General features: G+C 66.5%; 13 protein-coding genes. 4 read left to right on the top strand and 9 right to left on the bottom strand.

Going from position 1 to position 17420, the window contains the following annotated elements; all coding sequences use genetic code 11:
• Positions 1-131: 131 nt before the first annotated feature.
• The 5 genes from ampD to AC097O_RS22760 are packed head-to-tail and all read right to left on the bottom strand — an operon-like array spanning position 132 to position 4928.
• A complete protein-coding gene (gene ampD / locus AC097O_RS22780; protein WP_479595244.1) occupies positions 132-743 on the bottom strand; it encodes a 1,6-anhydro-N-acetylmuramyl-L-alanine amidase AmpD in 612 nt (203 codons plus the stop codon).
• On the bottom strand, positions 724-2175 hold the full coding sequence (locus AC097O_RS22775) for a sigma-54-dependent transcriptional regulator (RefSeq protein ID WP_479595243.1): 1452 nt from the start codon (positions 2173-2175) through the stop codon (positions 724-726). The genes ampD and AC097O_RS22775 overlap by 20 nt, the downstream gene beginning before the upstream one ends.
• 22 nt (positions 2176-2197) lie before the next feature.
• On the bottom strand, positions 2198-3901 hold the full coding sequence (locus AC097O_RS22770; RefSeq protein ID WP_479595242.1) for an ATP-binding protein: 1704 nt from the start codon (positions 3899-3901) through the stop codon (positions 2198-2200).
• Positions 3901-4131, bottom strand: coding sequence for a PP0621 family protein (locus AC097O_RS22765; RefSeq protein WP_315192084.1), 231 nt, complete (start codon positions 4129-4131; stop codon positions 3901-3903). The genes AC097O_RS22770 and AC097O_RS22765 overlap by 1 nt, the downstream gene beginning before the upstream one ends.
• On the bottom strand, positions 4128-4928 hold the full coding sequence (locus AC097O_RS22760; RefSeq protein ID WP_479595241.1) for a cytochrome C assembly family protein: 801 nt from the start codon (positions 4926-4928) through the stop codon (positions 4128-4130). Before AC097O_RS22760 ends, AC097O_RS22765 begins: the two co-directional genes overlap by 4 nt.
• A 146-nt stretch (positions 4929-5074) precedes the next feature.
• Here AC097O_RS22760 and ffh point away from each other — a divergent pair, with 146 nt between their 5' ends.
• Entirely contained in the window at positions 5075-6448 is a 1374-nt protein-coding gene (gene ffh, locus AC097O_RS22755) for a signal recognition particle protein (RefSeq protein ID WP_367848717.1), read from the top strand.
• A gap of 14 nt (positions 6449-6462) precedes the next feature.
• Here the strand turns inward: ffh and AC097O_RS22750 are convergent, their stop codons facing one another.
• Positions 6463-7005 carry a hypothetical protein gene (locus AC097O_RS22750; RefSeq protein WP_479595240.1) on the bottom strand — a complete coding sequence of 181 codons (543 nt, stop codon included), beginning with the start codon at positions 7003-7005 and terminating at the stop codon, positions 6463-6465.
• A gap of 659 nt (positions 7006-7664) precedes the next feature.
• On the opposite strand from AC097O_RS22750, the gene AC097O_RS22745 reads away from it, so the two are divergent.
• Entirely contained in the window at positions 7665-9251 is a 1587-nt protein-coding gene (locus AC097O_RS22745) for a methyl-accepting chemotaxis protein (protein ID WP_479595239.1), read from the top strand.
• A gap of 78 nt (positions 9252-9329) precedes the next feature.
• Positions 9330-10898: a methyl-accepting chemotaxis protein gene (locus AC097O_RS22740; protein WP_479595238.1), complete on the top strand. Its 1569-nt coding sequence runs from the start codon at positions 9330-9332 to the stop codon at positions 10896-10898.
• A gap of 16 nt (positions 10899-10914) precedes the next feature.
• Here the strand turns inward: AC097O_RS22740 and AC097O_RS22735 are convergent, their stop codons facing one another.
• On the bottom strand, positions 10915-12480 hold the full coding sequence (locus AC097O_RS22735; protein WP_479595237.1) for a methyl-accepting chemotaxis protein: 1566 nt from the start codon (positions 12478-12480) through the stop codon (positions 10915-10917).
• A 233-nt stretch (positions 12481-12713) separates the two neighbouring features.
• Entirely contained in the window at positions 12714-15356 is a 2643-nt protein-coding gene (locus AC097O_RS22730; protein ID WP_479595236.1) for a zinc-dependent metalloprotease, read from the bottom strand.
• Between the two features lie 117 nt (positions 15357-15473).
• On the opposite strand from AC097O_RS22730, the gene AC097O_RS22725 reads away from it, so the two are divergent.
• Complete coding sequence (locus AC097O_RS22725) at positions 15474-16142, top strand: tRNA-uridine aminocarboxypropyltransferase (protein ID WP_479595235.1); 669 nt, start codon at positions 15474-15476, stop codon at positions 16140-16142.
• Here AC097O_RS22725 and AC097O_RS22720 read toward each other — a convergent pair.
• Positions 16070-17272 carry an ATP-binding protein gene (locus AC097O_RS22720; protein WP_479595234.1) on the bottom strand — a complete coding sequence of 401 codons (1203 nt, stop codon included), beginning with the start codon at positions 17270-17272 and terminating at the stop codon, positions 16070-16072. The two genes, AC097O_RS22725 and AC097O_RS22720, sit on opposite strands and share 73 nt — an antisense overlap.
• Between the last annotated feature and the right edge of the window lie 148 nt (positions 17273-17420).

The following is a 17420-nucleotide window of genomic DNA, read 5'->3' as shown; positions in this document are numbered from 1 at the left end:
TGTTCCATCAGGCAGACGGTATGCACATCCAGTAAACAAGCGGCTTGGCGGGGCATTTGCCTTGCAAAACGGTACAGTGCCTGGCTCCCGCGCCGCCGGGGCCACGCGGAAGGGCCCGCATTGTTACATTTTTATTTTTGCTCCACCGGTGGAAAGTAGCGTGCGTCCCAGCCGGTGCCGCGCTGCACCGCTTGCCAGTCAAAGCCGACCCCTGGGTCGTGCTTGCGGCCCGGCGCGATGTGCTCGTGGCCCGCCACATGGTGGATGGGGTAGGCGGGCACCAGCGCGGCCAGCAGGCTGACCAGGGTGTCGTACTGCGCGGGCTCGAAGGTTTCGCCCTCCAGGCCCTCAAGTTCGATGCCGATGGAGTCATCGTTGCAGTTGCTGCGGCCCCGGTACTGTGAGACACCGGCGTGCCAGGCCCGGTCGTCGGCGCTCACAAATTGCCATAGCTCGCCCTGGCGGCGGATATAGAAGTGGGCTGACACCTGCAGGCCGCGGATGCTTTCGAAATACGGGTGGGCGCTCCAGTCCAGCGTGTTGCCAAACAGGGCTTGCACATGGTTGCCACCGTACTGGCCCGGCGGCAGGCTGATGGAGTGCACCACCACCAGGTCGGTGCGCGCACCGACGGGCCGGGGGCCGAAGTTGGGCGAGGGGTGCTGGTGGGCAAACCGGTACCAGCCACTGCGCCACAGCGGGGCTTGCGGCGCGGGCTTTGTGTCAGGGGTCTTGGGGTTCATTGTCTTGCGGTGTGGCGATGTTCAGGCGCTCGATGCGGTAGCGGATCTGGCGCAGGCTCAGGCCCAGGCGCTGGGCGGTAGCGGTGCGGTTGAAGCCGGTCTCCTGCAGCACCTTGACCAGGATGTCGCGCTCCTGCTGGTCCAAAAAGGCTTGCAGGTCGTTGGGGATGCCGGTGGACGGCGCGGTAGCGGTGAAAGTGGCGGTGGACAAGCTGCTCTCCGCCAGCGGGGTCGGCTCGGTAGCGTCAAAGTCGGCATGCAGCGCATCGCCATCGCCCATGGCCACGGCGCGGTGCAGCAGGTTCTCCAGCTCGCGCACATTGCCGCTCAGCGGGTGGCTGGCCAGTTGGGCCAGCAGTTCGGGCGACAGCAGGGGCACCGGCATGCCGGACTCCAGAGCGATGCGGGCCAGCAGCGCCTCGCACAACGCAGGCAGGTCGCCCCGGCGCTCGCGCAGCGGGGGCACGGCGATTTCGATCACATTCAGCCGGTAGTACAAATCCTGCCGGAAGCGCCCGGCCCGCACATCGGCGGCCAGGTCCTTGTGGGTGGCGCTGACGATGCGCACGTCCACCGCGTCCTCCTGGGTGGAGCCCAGCGGGCGCACGCTGCGTTCCTGGATGGCGCGCAGCAGTTTGGACTGCATGGCCAGCGGCAGGTCGCCGATCTCGTCCAGAAACAGGGTGCCGTCGCGGGCCGCCTGGAAGTAGCCCTGCCGGTCTTGCAGCGCGCCGGTGTACGAGCCTTTCTTGGCCCCAAAGAACTCGGCTTCCAGCAGGTTCTCGGGGATGGCGCTGCAGTTCACCGCCACCAGCGGCCCGGCGGCGCGGTGGCTGTTGGCGTGCAGGGCCTGGGCCACCAGCTCCTTGCCAGTGCCCGATTCGCCGCGCACCAGCACCGGGGCCATGCTGCGCGCCACCTTCACGATGCGCTGCTTGACCCCTTGCATGGCCTCCGAGGTTCCTACCAGTTTTTGTAGCGCTCCGTGCGCACCAGATAAGCGCAAGGGGGCTTTTTCGCTGTTGGTTACAGACCGTGCGGCCTGGCTGGTGTCCTGGATGGCCGAGACCACCACGGCGCGGAACTGCTTCAGGTCCACCGGCTTGGTCAGGTAGTCGAAGGCCCCGGCCTTCAGGGCCTCGACGGCGTTCTCGGCCGAGCCGTAGGCGGTCATGACGATGACGCGCTCGGGCCGCTGCTGGGCTTTCAGGCCGTGCAGCAAGGCCAGGCCCAGGCCGTCGGGCAGGCGCATGTCGGTGATCACCACGTCAAAGCGCTTGCTCTCCAGCAGCACACGGGCCTCCTGCAGGTTGGCGGCGGTGTCGATACGGTAGCCCTCGCGCAGCAGGGTCAGCTCGTACAGCGTGCGCAGGTCGGGCTCGTCGTCCACCACCAGGACGGATGCGGCTAAGGTTGAAGGGGGCTGGGCCATACGGTGAGGATACGGGGATGGGTCAGACCGGTTGGATGTCAAAAGGGCGCGCCACCAGGGAGCTGGGCTTGGGCGGGCGAAACTGCACAAAAAACTCGTTGCCCTGCACCGCCAGGCCGTTGCGTTCCCGGCTGCTGCGCTGGTAGCCGATGCTGGCACGGTGGCGTTCGCACAGTTCCCTACAAATATACAGACCCAAACCGCTGGATCGGCTCTCCGAGCTGAAAAAAGGCTCAAACAAATGCTGCTCCACCGTGTGCTCCATCGGTGGGCCGTCGCTCCACACCTGCAGGCTGGATTGCCGGCTGGGCAGCAACTGGGTGCCAACCTGCACGGCCCCGACCTGGCCACTCTCATAGCGCAGGGCGTTGTCCAGCAGGTTGACCAGTACGCGGTGCAGGTGGTCGGGGTCAAACTCCACCGGCAAACCCAGTGTGCCCAGCGACACCTGCACCTTGCGCCGGGCCGGGTCCTGTTGCGACCAGTCGCGGCAGATGTTGTCCACCGCCTCGTCCAGTTTGATTTGTGGAGGGACGCTGTCGTGCTTGGAGCGCACTGGCACCCGGGCAATCTCCAGCACCTCGTCGACAATTTTGGCCAGGCGCTGGGCGTTGTGCCGCACCATGGTGGTCAGCCGCTGCTGGGCCGGGTCGCTTAGTTCCTCTTCCAGCAGGGCATTGGCCTGGGTGATGGCGGCCAGCGGGTTGCGGATCTCATGTGCCACGGCGGCCGACATGCGGCCCATGGCGGCCATTTTTTCGGTGCGCAGCCGGGCTTCCATTTCGCGCAGATCGTGCAGAAACATCACGCACAGGCTGTCGGTCTGCCCTTCCATGGCCGCCGTCATGCGGGTGCGCACCCGCACCCGGCGCGGGCTGCGGCCACTGTGCTGGATGCGGATGTCGGCCTGCTGCGGGTTTTCGTCGGCAAAGGTTTTTTGCGCCAGCGCCAGCAGCGCCTGCCAGCCGGGCTGGCTGCCCAGTTGCAGCGGCGCGTGGCCATGGCGGCTGTCGGTGCCCAGCAGCAGGCGGGCCGCCGGGTTGGCCGCCCGCGCGCTGCCGCTGGCATCGACCACCAACACGCCATCGGTCAGGCTTTCAATCACCAGCTCGTTGACCCGGGTTTGCAACTGCGCGTTTTGCTGGCTGCGCAGAGCCAACTGCTCTTCGCGCTCCAGCCGGGCCGCCAGCTGGTTGACCAGAAAAGCCGCCACAAAATAGCCCATGCCGGTCAGGCCGCTTTGCATGAACAGGGCGGCTTCGTCGCCCGCCTGGCGGGCATACAGCTTCCAGCCGTCCAGCAGCAAAAGCAGCAGCGTCATGCCGGCCGCCGTGCCCAGGGCGATGGCCCGCCGGCCCAGTACCGCCGCCAAAAGCACCGGCAACCCCAGCAATGGGCTGTAGTTGACGCTGCCGCCCGACTGCATCAGTTGCAGGGTGGAGAACACCAGGGCATCCATACCCACCGTGCCGATCCAGAAGCGTTTGGAAGGCGGCTCGCTGTGGCTGGGCCGCCCGGTCAGGCGCAGCGCCAGTGCGCTGGCCAGGTAGCCGCTGCAAAACAGCAGCAGCCAGGGCGACACCGCCTGGCCCAATACCAGCAACGCGCCGTGCCAGACCAGAATCGCCAGGGCAATCGTTACCCGGGCGGTCATGAAGCCGTACCAGATCCGCGCCAAGGCGAGCGGGTCGGGCTCTGCCAGGTGCGCGGCGGGGCTGGCGGGCATCACCGTGGGGCCTGCTCCGCCTGTGCGCGGTGGGCCGGGCCGCAGTACACGCCGTGCGCGGTGGTCAGGGCTTCGGTCTGCGGCAACAACACGCCGCATACCTTGCAGGGCACCATGTCCTGCAGGGCCTGGGTGGTCTTGGAGGGTTTGGGCGGCTTGGACGGCCCCCTGCGTGAGCGCCACAGCCACACGCCCAGCAGCACCGCCAGCAAGATGATCAGCAGCTTCATGTGACCCGCCCCAGCACCACTTCCAGCACAAAGCGCGAACCCACATAGCCCAGCAGCAGCAGCCCGGCCCCGGCGTACAGCACCCGCACCGCCTTGCGGCCACGCCAGCCAAAGCGGCTGCGGCCCAGCAGCAGTACCGCAAAGGTCAGCCAGGACAGTACCGAAAATATGGTCTTGTGGCTCCACTTCCAGCCGTGGATGCCGTAGAGCTGTTCGCCAAACAGCCAGCCCACCAGCAGCGTGGCCGACAGCAGCACAAAGCCCGCCGTCACCAGCCGAAAGGTCAACCGCTCCAGCGTCAGCAGCGGGATGCCGTTGTGTGTGTCGGCGGCCAGGCGCATTTGGCGCTCGGCCCGGGTCATCAGCCAGGCATGCACCACGGCGGCAGCAAACAGGCCGTACGAGGCAATGCCCAGCGCCCAGTGCAGCGGCAGCCAGGGCGAGGCCATTTCGTGCAGCGGCGTGCCGGGAAACAGCAGGGCCAGCAGCACCGCCACCGCCCCCAGCCCGGCCAGCGCCCAGCGGGCCCGCAACTGCGGGAACAAATGGCTTTCCACCGCGTACACCGTCAGCACCAGCCAGGCCGTGACCGACAGCGCGGGCGCAAAGCCAAAGCGCGGCGGCGTGCCAAACAGGCCCAGGCTCAGCACCAGGGCGTGCAGCAGCCAGGCCAGCCACAGGGCCGCCCGGCTGGCGCGCATGCTCAAGGCCCCAGCCCCTACGGCAGGCACGGCATAGGCCAGCGCCGTGGCGGCGAACAGCAGCACGGTGGCAAGGGGCGTGGTCGTTAAAATCATGGGCGAAGTTTAGCGTTTCACCCTATCCCTATATTTCCAGGATTTACGCAAGTTCCCCCTGTAAGCCCGAAGGGCGATACAGGGGCGCTGCGTAAGTCCTAATTTCTTCTGTTCTTGCTAGCCCAACCCTCCCCGGACACTTCTTTATGGCCTCCGCTCTTACCGACAAACTCTCCCGCCTGGTCAAAGAAATCCGGGGCCAGGCCCGCATCACCGAGTCCAACGTGGCCGACATGCTGCGCGAAGTGCGCATGGCCCTGCTGGAGGCCGACGTGGCCCTGCCGGTGGTGCGCGACTTCATTGCGCGGGTGAAAGAAAAAGCCCTGGGCCAGGAGGTGATGGGCTCGCTCTCGCCCGGCCAGGCGCTGGTGGGCATCGTCAACCGCGAACTCAGCCGCACCATGGGCGAGGGTGTCAGCGACATCAACCTGGCCACGCAGCCGCCCGCGGTGATTCTGATGGCCGGTCTGCAGGGCGCAGGTAAAACCACCACCACCGCCAAGCTGGCCAAGCACCTCATTGAGAAGCGCAAGAAGAAAGTGCTCACCGTGTCCGGTGACGTGTACCGCCCGGCCGCCATCGAGCAGCTCAAGATGGTTACCAAGCAGGCCGGGGCCGAGTGGTTCCCCAGTACGCCCGACCAGAAGCCGCTGGACATCGCCGCCGCCGCTATCGACTACGCCCGCAAGCACTACTTTGACGTGCTGCTGGTCGATACCGCGGGTCGCCTGGCCATCGACGAAGTGCTGATGCGCGAAATCAAGGACCTGCACGCCTTCCTCAAGCCCGTCGAAACCCTGTTCGTGGTCGATGCCATGCAGGGCCAGGACGCGATCAACACCGCCAAGGCCTTCTCCGATGCGCTGCCGCTGACCGGCATCATCCTCACCAAGACCGACGGCGACTCGCGCGGTGGTGCGGCCCTGTCGGTGCGCCACGTCACCGGCGTGCCCATCAAGTTTGCCGGTACCAGCGAAAAAATCGACGGCCTGGAAGTGTTCGATGCCGAGCGCCACGCCGGGCGCGTGCTGGGCATGGGCGACATCCTGGCGCTGGTCGAGCAGGTCACCGCCGGGGTCGACATGGCCGCGGCGCAAAAGCTGGCCGCCAAGGTCAAAAGCGGCGAAAGCTTCGATCTGAACGATTTCCTGAGCCAGATCCAGCAGATGAAGCAAATGGGCGGCCTGTCCAGCCTGATGGACAAACTGCCCGCCCAGATGGCCGCCAAGGCCGGCTCCATGGATATGGACAAGGCCGAGCGCGACATCCGCCGCAAGGAAGGCATCATCTACAGCATGACCCCGCTGGAGCGCCGCAAGCCCGACCTGATCAAGGCCACCCGCAAACGCCGCATCGCCGCCGGTGCCGGGGTGCAGGTGCAAGAGGTCAACCGCATGCTCAACGAGTTCAGCCAGATGCAGGACATGATGAAGAAGATGAAGGGCGGCGGCATGATGAAGATGATCAAGCGCATGGGTGGCATGAAGGGCCTGGGCGGCGGCGGCATGCCGAAGTTCTAGGCACGCCCCAGCTGTCATCCCTGGGTATCCATCATCATGAAGCGCACCCGGTAGTGCCCGCCGTCGCCATAGAAGTTGAGCAAAGGCAGGTCGCCCACGGCGGCGCTGATGGGCAGGTGCTTGGTCTGGATGTAATCGTCGTTGCCCAGAATGTCCGTGATGTAGGTACGGAAATGGTTGGCCATCAGGCTGGCACGTTGGGCCAGGGTCAGGTTCCAGTCGCGGTAGCTGTTGAACTTGGCTTTCATCAGCAGTTGCAGAATACTGAGGTTGGAGCCGCCGACATCGGGGCCGTCGTCTTCCTCGACCAGCGCCACCAGCACCACCGAGTTCGCGTCCACATGGTTGTGCACCCACAGGTTGGGTGTGAACAGCTTGCCGCTGTAGGCGGCACCGTCCCAGGCGGGCATGCGCACCCGCACCACATCGGTGAAGAATTCCTGGCTCTGGTTGCCCACAAAGACCATGAAGTACGGGCTGTCGTTGCCCGCTTCTCCGGCGGTCTCCGTCACGCAGCGAAATTCTTTCAAGTACAACAGGCTGGAATAAAAGGCCATGGCGTTCCCCTTTGGATGTGGTGGCCGCGGCAGGTGCGCAGCCGCCTGTCAATGGCCGGGCTGATAGAACGAAAGCACGTTCTCATGGGGGGCGGAATGCTGCGCGAGAACATGCTACGCCTTCCCGCACGGTTCGTCACTGGGCTGCGCAGGCAGATTTGGCCGCTGAGGCGGCTGGTTCCACCAGAGGCCGCAACGGACCGTAGGGTGGGCGCAATCTCTACAGGAGCCGTTTCTTTAAGCCTATTGGCCTGCTAGCGCTTATTGAATAAGCGCTAGCAGCTGCATTTTTCATAGCAATTGCCTGGTGACACCTCCAGGCTCAAGGTTGCGCAGCACTCTCTCCCCCTATCAGGCGGGCGGCACCAGTCGCCTGGCCAGGGCGGCTCTGCGGCGCCTGGGGCGGACTGCGGTGGCGTAGATTCAATGCCTTTTTCAAGCCCTGGTGCTTATGGATAGAGCGTAACCAGCTATTTTTTATATAGCTTTCGGGTGGCTTGCTACAGACCGATAAACGGGTGTAAAAAGACTCCATTGCGTAGCCAATATCGCGTACAAACTAGTTACTATCGGTTACGTATCGCAGTGGTGTAGCAGGACGGGCCTGTGCCGCAACGTCTTTGCGGACGGCTCTCGCACCCTTTGAAAGGACGCTTTCCATGCAACTTTCCGACTTGAAAGTCAGCACGCGTTTGAACTTCGGCTTTGGTCTGGTGCTGCTGCTGTCCCTGCTGTCGGCGGGGCTGGCCTTGCACAAGCTGGCAGCCGTGGCGGCTGATCTGGAGGAGGTGGTCAAGGTCAATAACGCCAAGATCGCGTTCAACACCACCTTGTCGCAGGACGTGCACATCGTCTCCCGCGTCATCCGCACCATTGCGCTGCTGGACGACCCGGCGGCCAAAAACAGCGAGATGCGCAAGATCACCGAGGCGCGCGATACCTACGACAAGGCCTGGTCCGCGCTGCAGGCGTTTCCTGCCAGCGACACCGGCAAAGCCCTGGGCGACAAGATTGCCCAAGCCGCCCAGACCGCCCGCGCGCTGAACAACCAGGTCCTGGCGCTGGGCATGGCCGGTAAGCCCGCCGACGCCACCGCGCTGCTGCTCAAAGAGGCCGGCCCGGCCAACACGCTGTGGCAGGAGGCGATTGCCGAGAGCATCCACTTGCAGCAGGAGAACAACGAGCGGGACTACGTCGCGGCGATGCACGACTACCACCAGGCACGTATGCTGCTGATCGGCTTCGGCCTGTTCAACGTGCTGCTGGCGGCCGTGGTCGGCGCGCTCATCACCCGCTCCATCGTGCGCCAACTCGGGGCCGAACCCGGCACCGCCACAGCCCTGGCGCAGGGTGTGGCCGCAGGCAATCTGGGGGTGCAGATCCGCCTGCGCCCCGGGGACAGCAGCAGCCTGATGGCGCAATTGCAGAGCATGCAGACCAGCCTGGTGCGGCTGGTCACCCAGGTGCGCCTGGGCTCGGAGAGTGTGGCCACCGCCAGCTCCGAGATCGCCCAGGGCAACCACGACCTGAGCGCCCGTACCGAGCAGCAGGCCAGCGCGCTGGAAGAAACCGCCGCCTCGATGGAGCAGCTCAGCGCCACGGTGCGGCAAAACGCCGACAGCGCCACCCAGGCCAACCAGCTGGCCCAGCGCGCCAGTACCGTGGCGGTGCAGGGCGGCGAGGTGGTGGCCGAGGTGGTGACCACCATGCAGGGCATCAACGACAGCTCCAAAAAAATCGCCGACATCATTGGCGTGATCGACGGTATTGCCTTCCAGACCAACATCCTGGCGCTGAACGCCGCGGTGGAGGCTGCCCGCGCGGGCGAGCAGGGCCGGGGCTTTGCGGTGGTGGCCAGCGAGGTGCGCTCCCTGGCCGGGCGCAGCGCCGAGGCGGCCAAGGAAATCAAGCTGCTGATCGGTGCCAGCGTGGACCGCGTGGCCCAGGGCACGGCGCTGGTGGACAAGGCGGGTACCACCATGGCCGAGGTGGTGTCCGCCATCCGCCACGTGACCGGCATCGTCGGCGAGATCAGCGCCGCCAGCAACGAACAAAGCGCGGGTGTGTCGCAGATCGGCGAGGCCGTCTCGCAGATCGACCACGTCACCCAGCAAAACGCCGCCCTGGTGGAAGAAATGGCGGCGGCGGCCAGCAGCATGAAAACCCAGGCGCAGGACCTGGTGGCTTCGGTGGCGGTGTTCACGCTGCCCACGGTGGCGGGCCTGGGCCTGCCGCGCCTGCGCTAGCCGACGCGGGCCGGGCCGGTGGGGCCGCAACACCACCACGGAACCCTGTTTGTCGATCCACAACCGATGAGGACCTTGATGCGCAACAACCAACCCATCCTGAACCAGGAATACCCCTTCCCCAGCGGCCAGACCCTGGTCTCCACGACTGATCTGCAGGGCAATATCCGCTACTGCAATCCGTACTTCATCGAGGTCAGCGGCTTCAGCCGCGACGAACTGGTGGGCCAGCCGCACAACCTGATCCGCCACCCGGACATGCCCGAAGAGGCCTTTCGCGACATGTGGGCCACCATCAAGGCCGGGCGGCCCTGGTCGGCGATGGTGAAAAACCGCCGCAAGGACGGCAGCTACTACTGGGTGCGGGCCAACGTCACGCCGCTGATGGAGGGCACGCAGCCTACCGGCTACATGTCGGTGCGCACCGAACCCCTGCGCGCCGACATCGATGCCGCCACCGCGCTGTACGCCCGCATGCGCGCCGAAAAGGCCCAGGGCCAGCGCATCACCTGCCTGGACGGCGGCCACCTGCGCATGAACACCCTGGCAGGGCGCACGGCCACGGCGCTGACGCTGGGGCTGGCGGGCAAGCTGACCCTGGCCGCCGGAGCGCTGACGGCCCTGGGTGTGGTGGCCGGGGTGGCCATCGGTGGGGCATCGGCCGGGTCGGTGGCGCTGGTGGCGGTGCCCACGGTGCTGGTCTGCGCGCTGGCGGGCGGCTGGGTGCTGAAAAGCCTGGCGATCGACCCGCTGCTGGCCCTGGTGGCTTTTTCCAACCGCATGGCTGCCGGGGACCTGACGCAGAGTCTGCAAAGCCAGGGCACCGATGCCCTGGGCAGCCTGTCGGCGGCGCTGAACCAGCTCAACGTCAACCTGTTGTCCATCGTGCGCGATGCGCGCAGCGGGGTGGAAAACATGTCCGTCTCCACCCAGGAGATTGCCGCAGGCAACAACGACCTGTCGCAGCGCACCGAGAGCCAGGCCAGCAGCCTGGAGCAAACCGCAGCCTCCATGGAGCAGCTCACCGCCACGGTACGCCAGAACACCGACTCCGCCATCCAGGCCGCCCAGCTGGCGGCTCAGGCCGATGCCGTGACCCGCCGCGGCGGCGAGGCGGTGCAGGATGTGACCCGCACCATGCGCGAGATCAGCACCTCGTCGCACCGCATCGGCGAGATCATCCAGGTGATCGACAGCATCGCCTTCCAGACCAATATCCTGGCCCTGAACGCCGCCGTGGAAGCGGCGCGCGCGGGCGACCAGGGGCGCGGGTTTGCCGTGGTGGCCAGCGAGGTGCGGGCGCTGTCGCAGCGCACGGCCTCGGCGGCGCGCGAGGTGAAAACATTGATTGCCGAGTCTGCCGCCACGGTGGACAGCGGCAGCCGCCTGGCCGATGCCGCCCAGGTCACCATGGGCGATGCCCTGGCCTCGGTGAGCCGGGTGACCTTGCTGGTGAACGAGATCAGTGCCGCCTCGCGCGAGCAGCAGCAGGGTATTGCGCAGGTGAACGATGCCATCACCCAGATGGACAGCATCACCCAGCAAAACGCGGCACTGGTGGAGCAGATTGCCGCCGCCGCCACTGCGCTGCACGGGCAGTCGGAGGCGGTGTCGGAGAGCGTGCGGGTGTTCCGGCTGAAGAAGTAGGCTGTTTGGGGGGGCGTTAGCTCCCCAGCTTGAACACGCTGACCTGCTCCGACAAGCGCTCGGCCTGGCTGCGCATGGATTCGGCGGCCGACGCGGCTTCTTCCACCAGCGCAGCGTTTTGCTGCGTCACGCCGTCCATGGCGGTGATGGCACCGTTGATCTGGTCGATGCCTTGCGACTGGTCCTGGCTGGCCACGGCGATCTCGTTGATGATGTCGGTTACCCGCTTCACGCTTTGCACCACCTCGGTCATGGTGGTGCCTGCGTCGTTGACCAGCCGGGTGCTGTGTTCCACATTGCTGACCGACTCGTTGATCAAGGTCTTGATCTCTTTGGCCGCTGCCGCGCTGCGCTGGGCCAAGCTGCGTACTTCGCTGGCCACCACCGCAAAGCCCCGGCCCTGCTCCCCGGCACGGGCGGCTTCCACGGCAGCGTTCAGCGCCAGGATATTGGTCTGAAACGCGATGCCGTCGATCACGCCGATGATGTCCACGATCTTGTTGGAGCTGGCGTTGACCGTGCCCATGGTGCCCACAATCTGCGCCACCACGGTGCCGCCCTTGATGGCCACGGTGCTGGCGGCCGCGGCCAACTGGCTGGCGTGGCGGGCGTTGTCGGCGTTTTGCTTCACGGTGTGGGTCAGGTGCTCCATCGACGAGGCGGTTTTCTCCAGCTCGCTGGCCTGCTGCTCGGTGCGCATGCTCAGGTCGTTGTTGCCCGCGGCGATCTGGCTGGACGCAGCGGCAATGCTGTCGGTGCCGCTGCGCACCTCGCCCACGATGTTGGCAATGCTGTTGCGCATGCCGTCGATGGCGTGCAGCAGGCTGCGGGTGTCGCCGGGGCGCAAAGCAATCGGCACCGACAGGTCGCCGCGCGCCATGTGGCCGGTGATGGTGGCGGCGTAATCGGGCTCACCGCCCAGCTGGCGCAGCAGGCCGCGCGCAATCAGCACGCCCAGGGCCAGCAGCACGCCCACCAGCACCAGCGTGGCCAGGCCAAAGCTGAGGATGCGGCCCTGGATGGTGGCGTCCACCGTGTCCACGTACACGCCCGAGCCAATCACCCAGCCCCAGGGCGCAAAGCCTTTGACGTAAGACGCTTTCTGCACCGGGTTTTCGCTGCCGGGCTTGGGCCACATGTAGTTGACAAAACCGCCGCCGCTGGCCCGCACGGTGTTGGCAAATTCCACAAACAGGTGCTTGCCGGTGGGGTCCTTGTTCTCGCTGAGGTTCTTGCCGTCCAGCTCGGGCTTGATGGGGTGCATCACCATCACCGGCTGCAGGTCGTTGACCCAGAAGTATTCGCTGCCGCTGTAGCGCAGGGCTTTGAGCGCGGTTTTGGCCAGGGCCTGGGCTTCGGCATCGGTGGCCTTGCCCTGCGCCACCAGGCCGTGGTAGCTGGCCACCAGGCTGTGCGCCACTTCCACCGCCTGGCGCACGCTGTTTTGCCGCTCTTCCATGATGAGGCGGCGCTCGGAGGTGAGGAATACCGCCGTGAGCACCACCAACCCGATCAGCGCACTGAAGTTGAGCAGCGCCAGGCGGCGGGAAATGGTGAGATTGCGTAAACCGTTGAAGATCATGGCGGGGGCTTTCCAAAAGACGGTTACGAGAAAAACTTGTCTGCAAGCTATCCGGAGCCCGGGATACCTTGCAGACAAAGAGTTACAAAGCGTAGCATTCTCGCGCGGTTTTGGATGCGGTACTTACGCCCATAGACCGCCAATGACCGGTTGGCGACAGCCCCTGTGCGCTATCTAATAAATAGCTTGTCACGCCCATGGAATGGGCGGTAGGCCATGTTTTTATCTAAAAATCAGCCCGCGCGCACCAGCTTGGCCGACAAAGCGTTACGCAGGGTCAGGGCGGTATCGGCCAGGTGCTGGCGTGCTTCCGGGCTGTTGCCGCGCTGCTGCTGGGCGGTGGTGATGCGGGCCAGCAAGGCCGTGGCCTGGCCGCGCACCAGGCTGCGGGCATCGGCGCGGGTGGCCCCGGCGGGGCGCAGCACCAGGGCGGCCAGGCGCTCGGCGTAGGCGTGCTGCAGCTCGCGTTGCTCTGGGCTGGGGGCGGCCAGATCGGCCCAGACTTCGGCTTGCACACGCTGTACCAGCTCGGGCAGGCGCAGCGCGTCGGCGCTGGGGGCCCGGCGGCTGTCGTTGTCCAGCAGCTTGCCTGCCAGCGCGTCGCCCATCAGGTGGTTGAGCACCAGCAGGCGCAGGCCAAACACCTCGCGGGCCAAGGGCAGGTCGCCCGCGCTGGCGGGGGCTTCGGCGCGGGCCAGGTAGTCGGGCACCAGGCGGCGCTGCAGGGCGGGCGAGATGGCAAAGCGGTCGGCGGCCAGCACCTCGCGCAGCAGCAGGTCGAGCGCGGCGCGCTGGTCGGCGGCGGGCGTGGCCTGGGCCGGGTCGCGTCCGGTGTTGGCAAAGTCGCGCAGCATGCGCACGCCGCCCAGTTGGCGCAGCAGGATGCCGGTGGCCGAGCCTGCGTCGTTCAGTGATTCGCGCAGCAGGCGGCGCACACGGCTCCAGTCCTGGTCGGGGGGGGGCTGTTGGGTCTCCAGGCGCTGGAACACGCTGTGGGCAATGGCGAAGCGCTGCCGGGCAAAGGCCACCGGGTCGCCGCCCAGGTCGCGCTGCAGGGTTTCGGGGTCGGCCCCGAGGTAGAAGTCTTCGTCGGTGCCAAAGGCCAGGGCGGGCTCGGCATTGCGGCTGGCAATCTGCGCCAGCGTGGCGGCTTCCACCGCGGGCGCCAGGGGCCGGTAGGCGTAGTCGATGGCCCAGTAGTCGTAGGGGCCCAGGGTGGTCTGGAAGGCCACCGGGCGCGGCTGGCCGGGCAGGCCCAGGTTGACCGGCATGTAATCCATCACCGAGCCGCCCAGGCCTTGCGCCCGGGTAAAGGCCGGGTCGGCCAGCTGCGCCTGGGTGAACAGGCGCGAGGCGCGGAAGTTGTGCCGCAGGCCCAGGGTGTGGCCCACCTCGTGCACCGTCAGGCTGGTGATGTAGTCGCGCACGAACTGCTCGGCCTCGGGGCTGTCGGGGGCGATGTCGCCCTGGGCGGCCAGCAGGTCGAGCGCGTAGGCCAGTTGCTCCCCGGCTTCTGCGCCGATGTCGCAGTCCTGGCTGGCCTCTGCGGCGGTGGATTCCAGGCGGCGCACGGCAGAGGCCCGGGTGGCGCGCACGCTCTGGCTCTCGATGCGGATGTCGGCATCCAGAATTTCGCCGCTGCGCGGGTCTACGTGGCGCGGGCCGATGGCGGCAAAGCCGGTGCGGTTGTTGGTAGACCAGCGCACCGAGGCGCGGCCAAAGTCCAGGGTGTCGAAGTCGGCATCGTCGGCTTGCTGCTGCACCCGGATCGCGTCCTTGAAACCAATGCGCTCAAACGCCGGGTTCCAGGCCAGGATGCCCGCGCGGATGGCTTCGCGGTATTTCAGCGGCACGCTGCGGTCGATCCAGTAGGTGATGGGCTTGACCGGCTCGGACAGGTCGGCCAGCGGGTCTTGTTTCTCCAGCCGCCAGCGGGCGATGAAGCGCTGCCGGGCCGTGGGGGCCAGGTCGTCGCCAAACTGGTCTGCCGCTTCCACAAAGTGGCCGATGCGCGGGTCGGCCAGGCGCGGGGCCATGGTGTGCGCGGGCAGGCGGGCCAGCGAGTAGTGGATCTGGATGAACATGCTGCGCGGGTCCACCAGGTTCTGGGGCGCACCGGGCAGGCTGCTGCCGGGCGCGGGCAGGGCGATGCTGGCGGTGGCGTAGTGGTTCATCACCTCCAGCACCAGCAGGTCCGGCGTGCCGCGCACCTTCAGAATGGCCGAGTTGCGCATGTCCACGCCGTAGTTTTGCCGGTAGGTGTGGGCCAGCGCCTGGGCCACGCCGCCCATGTCGTTGATGAACAGCGCACCCGCGTCCACCAGCACGCTTTGGCGGTTGGGGTGCGGCTGGCTAGCCACGGGGGTGCTGCCCAGCAGGCTGGGGGCGTAGGCGGCGGCCACGGCCCGGGCCTCGGGCGTGCCGGGCGGGGCCACGAAGTCGGTGTTGCGCGCCACCAGTTGCACCAGGTTGTGCACGCGGCGAAATTCCACCAGGCGGGGGCTGAGCATGCGGCCGCCAAACAGCCCGCCCTCGCCAATGCCGTTGGCCATCTTGGGTGACAAAAAGAAGGGCTTGCCGAAGTCGTCCGGCCCCAGCTCCAGCCAGAAACGCTCGTCGCGCTGGTACACCGGAAACAGCCCGATGCTGCGCTGCGCACCCTGCAGCACGGTGGCAAAAAGCGGCAGCGGTGAGGGCGGCGCACCGGGCGCACGCGGTGCGCTGGCCGCCGACTGCGCCACGATGGCCGCCGTGGTGGCCACGTTGGCGGCGGCCTGGGCCTCGTTCACCGCCTGGGCCACCTTGGTGGTGGTTGTGGTGCAACTGGCCAGCAAAAAGGCCAGGGGCAGGCTGGCGCGGAGGAGGAGCGTTGTCATGGCGCTGTGTCGATTTTTTCTTGAATAAAAATGGCAGCCTGTGCTTATTCTGCTTGCACGAGTGGCTATCAAAACCATAGTAACTGATGCGTGTGAAGTGGCTTCCTACAATGCCCCATGGTTTCTGTCATCCATCGCCCCGAGTGTGGCCTGTGCCTGCGCCCATCCAGCACCTGCATATGCCACTGGGTGCGCCCTACGGCCCACGCGGTGGAGGTGCTGGTGCTGCAGCATCCGCTGGAGGTGCACCAGGCCAAAGGCAGTGCCCGCCTGTTGCACCTCAGCCTGCCGCACAGCCGTATCGTGGTGGGTGAGGCGTTTGCCGCGCCGGTCTGGCCGGTGGATGACCGGCACACCCTGCTGCTGTACCCCCACACGCCCTTGGACACGGCCCTGGACCTGCAGGTTCCGCCCCCGCTACCGCCCGAGTGGCTGCAAGACCCGTCGCGCCTGCGCCTAGTGGTGCTGGACGGCACCTGGCGCAAAAGCCGCAAGATGCTCTACCAAAGTCCGCCGCTGCAACAGTTACCCCGCCTGGCCCTGCGCGGCTTGCCACCTTCGCACTACCGCATCCGCAAGGCGCATCTGCCGGACCAGTTGTCTACGCTGGAGGCCACCTGTGCGGCGCTGGTGCAACTGGAGGGGGATGCCGACCGCTTCGCGCCTTTGCTGGCGGCTTTTGATGGGTTTGTGGGGCAGCAGGCGGGGTTCATTTACGCCAACTCCGCCAGCAACCGCACCGCCTCCAACGGCGACAGCACCTCCAGTCCCTCCTTGCCCGGGTAGCGGTTGGGCACCGGGGCGACCAGCAGTTTGCGGCTGGCGTTGAGGTCTTTGGCGGCTTCATGGAAACCGCGCGAGACGCTGGGAGCGGAAGAGCGTTTGATCTCGCAGACCCAGGTGGTGCCGCTGGCGGCGGTGAGCACCAAGTCAGCTTCGGCCCCGTGCGAGGTGCGGTAGAAGCTGGCTTCGGCGTGCGGGGCGGCAGCCACCAGTTGCTCCAGCACATAGCCCTCCCAGCTTTGCCCGGCGATGGGGTGGGACAGCACGGCATCCAGCGTGGGCAGGCCCAGCAGGGCGTGGGCCAGGCCGCTGTCGCGCACATAGACCTTGGGGCTGCGCACAAGGCGTTTGCCGACGTTGCCGGTCCAGGGCGGCAGGCGGCGCACCAGCATCAGGTCGCACAGCACGTCGATGTAGCGGCCCACGGTTTGGCCCGACACGGCCAGCGCCCCGGCCAGCAGGGATTGGTTCAGCATCTGCCCCTGGTGGTGGGCCAGCATGGTCCACAGGCGGCGCAGGGTGGTGGCCGGGATGCGCAGGCCCAGGGCGGGGATGTCGCGCTCCAGGTAGCTGGTGATGAAGGCGTTGCGCCAGCGCAGGCTAGACGCGTCGGTTTTGGCCAGGGCCGACAGCGGAAAACCGCCGCGCACCCACAGGCTGTTTTGCAGCGCCAGCGGACCTGCATCGCCCGGCGGCAGCTCGCGCTCCTGGAAAGGCCGCAGCTCCAGCATGGCCACGCGCCCGGCCAGGCTTTCGGAGGCCTGTCCCAGCAGCACGCCCGAGGCCGAGCCCAGTAGCAAAAACTGCCCCGCCGTGGCCCCGGCCCGGCGGCGCTGGTCGATCACACCGCGCAGGGTGGCAAACAGCTCGGGCACGCGCTGCACCTCATCAAGCACGATGAGCTGACCGGGGTGGGCGGCAAAAAAGCCTTCGGCATCGTCGAGCTGGCTGCGGGCCGAGGGCAGTTCCAGATCAAGGTAGACGGCGGGCTGTTCCGTGGCGGCGCTGCGCTCCACCCACTGCTGGGCCAGCGTGGTCTGGCCGACCTGCCGGGGGCCGAGCAACACCACGGCGGGGAACTCGTCCAGGAGCTGGGTCAGTTCGGGTTCGATGTCGCGGGTGGGGTAAATCATCCGTGTAATTTTACTAAGTTATGGAAATATTACACGTTTAATTTTAAAAAATAGCGATGAATACTGTTGCTCAAAGCAACCAAGGGGCAAAAGGCTCCCGTCGCCCTGAGGCAAAGCCGAAGGCGAGCCGACCGTTCCAGAGATAGCT

It is taken from the genome of Rhodoferax sp. LS1P39 (assembly GCF_056521425.1).
Note: the sequence above shows the minus strand (reverse complement) of the source record. Positions and strands in the feature narration are given on the sequence as shown.

What these genes read in the sequence shown, in the direction of transcription:
- ampD (WP_479595244.1), bottom strand. Translation starts at nt 743, where the DNA reads ATGAACCCCAAGACCCCTGACACAAAGCCCGCGCCGCAAGCCCCGCTG.
- AC097O_RS22775 (WP_479595243.1), bottom strand. Translation starts at nt 2,175, where the DNA reads ATGGCCCAGCCCCCTTCAACCTTAGCCGCATCCGTCCTGGTGGTGGAC.
- AC097O_RS22770 (WP_479595242.1), bottom strand. Translation starts at nt 3,901, where the DNA reads ATGCCCGCCAGCCCCGCCGCGCACCTGGCAGAGCCCGACCCGCTCGCC.
- AC097O_RS22765 (WP_315192084.1), bottom strand. Translation starts at nt 4,131, where the DNA reads ATGAAGCTGCTGATCATCTTGCTGGCGGTGCTGCTGGGCGTGTGGCTG.
- AC097O_RS22760 (WP_479595241.1), bottom strand. Translation starts at nt 4,928, where the DNA reads ATGATTTTAACGACCACGCCCCTTGCCACCGTGCTGCTGTTCGCCGCC.
- ffh (WP_367848717.1), top strand. Translation starts at nt 5,075, where the DNA reads ATGGCCTCCGCTCTTACCGACAAACTCTCCCGCCTGGTCAAAGAAATC.
- AC097O_RS22750 (WP_479595240.1), bottom strand. Translation starts at nt 7,005, where the DNA reads ATGGCCTTTTATTCCAGCCTGTTGTACTTGAAAGAATTTCGCTGCGTG.
- AC097O_RS22745 (WP_479595239.1), top strand. Translation starts at nt 7,665, where the DNA reads ATGCAACTTTCCGACTTGAAAGTCAGCACGCGTTTGAACTTCGGCTTT.
- AC097O_RS22740 (WP_479595238.1), top strand. Translation starts at nt 9,330, where the DNA reads ATGCGCAACAACCAACCCATCCTGAACCAGGAATACCCCTTCCCCAGC.
- AC097O_RS22735 (WP_479595237.1), bottom strand. Translation starts at nt 12,480, where the DNA reads ATGATCTTCAACGGTTTACGCAATCTCACCATTTCCCGCCGCCTGGCG.
- AC097O_RS22730 (WP_479595236.1), bottom strand. Translation starts at nt 15,356, where the DNA reads ATGACAACGCTCCTCCTCCGCGCCAGCCTGCCCCTGGCCTTTTTGCTG.
- AC097O_RS22725 (WP_479595235.1), top strand. Translation starts at nt 15,474, where the DNA reads ATGGTTTCTGTCATCCATCGCCCCGAGTGTGGCCTGTGCCTGCGCCCA.
- AC097O_RS22720 (WP_479595234.1), bottom strand. Translation starts at nt 17,272, where the DNA reads ATGATTTACCCCACCCGCGACATCGAACCCGAACTGACCCAGCTCCTG.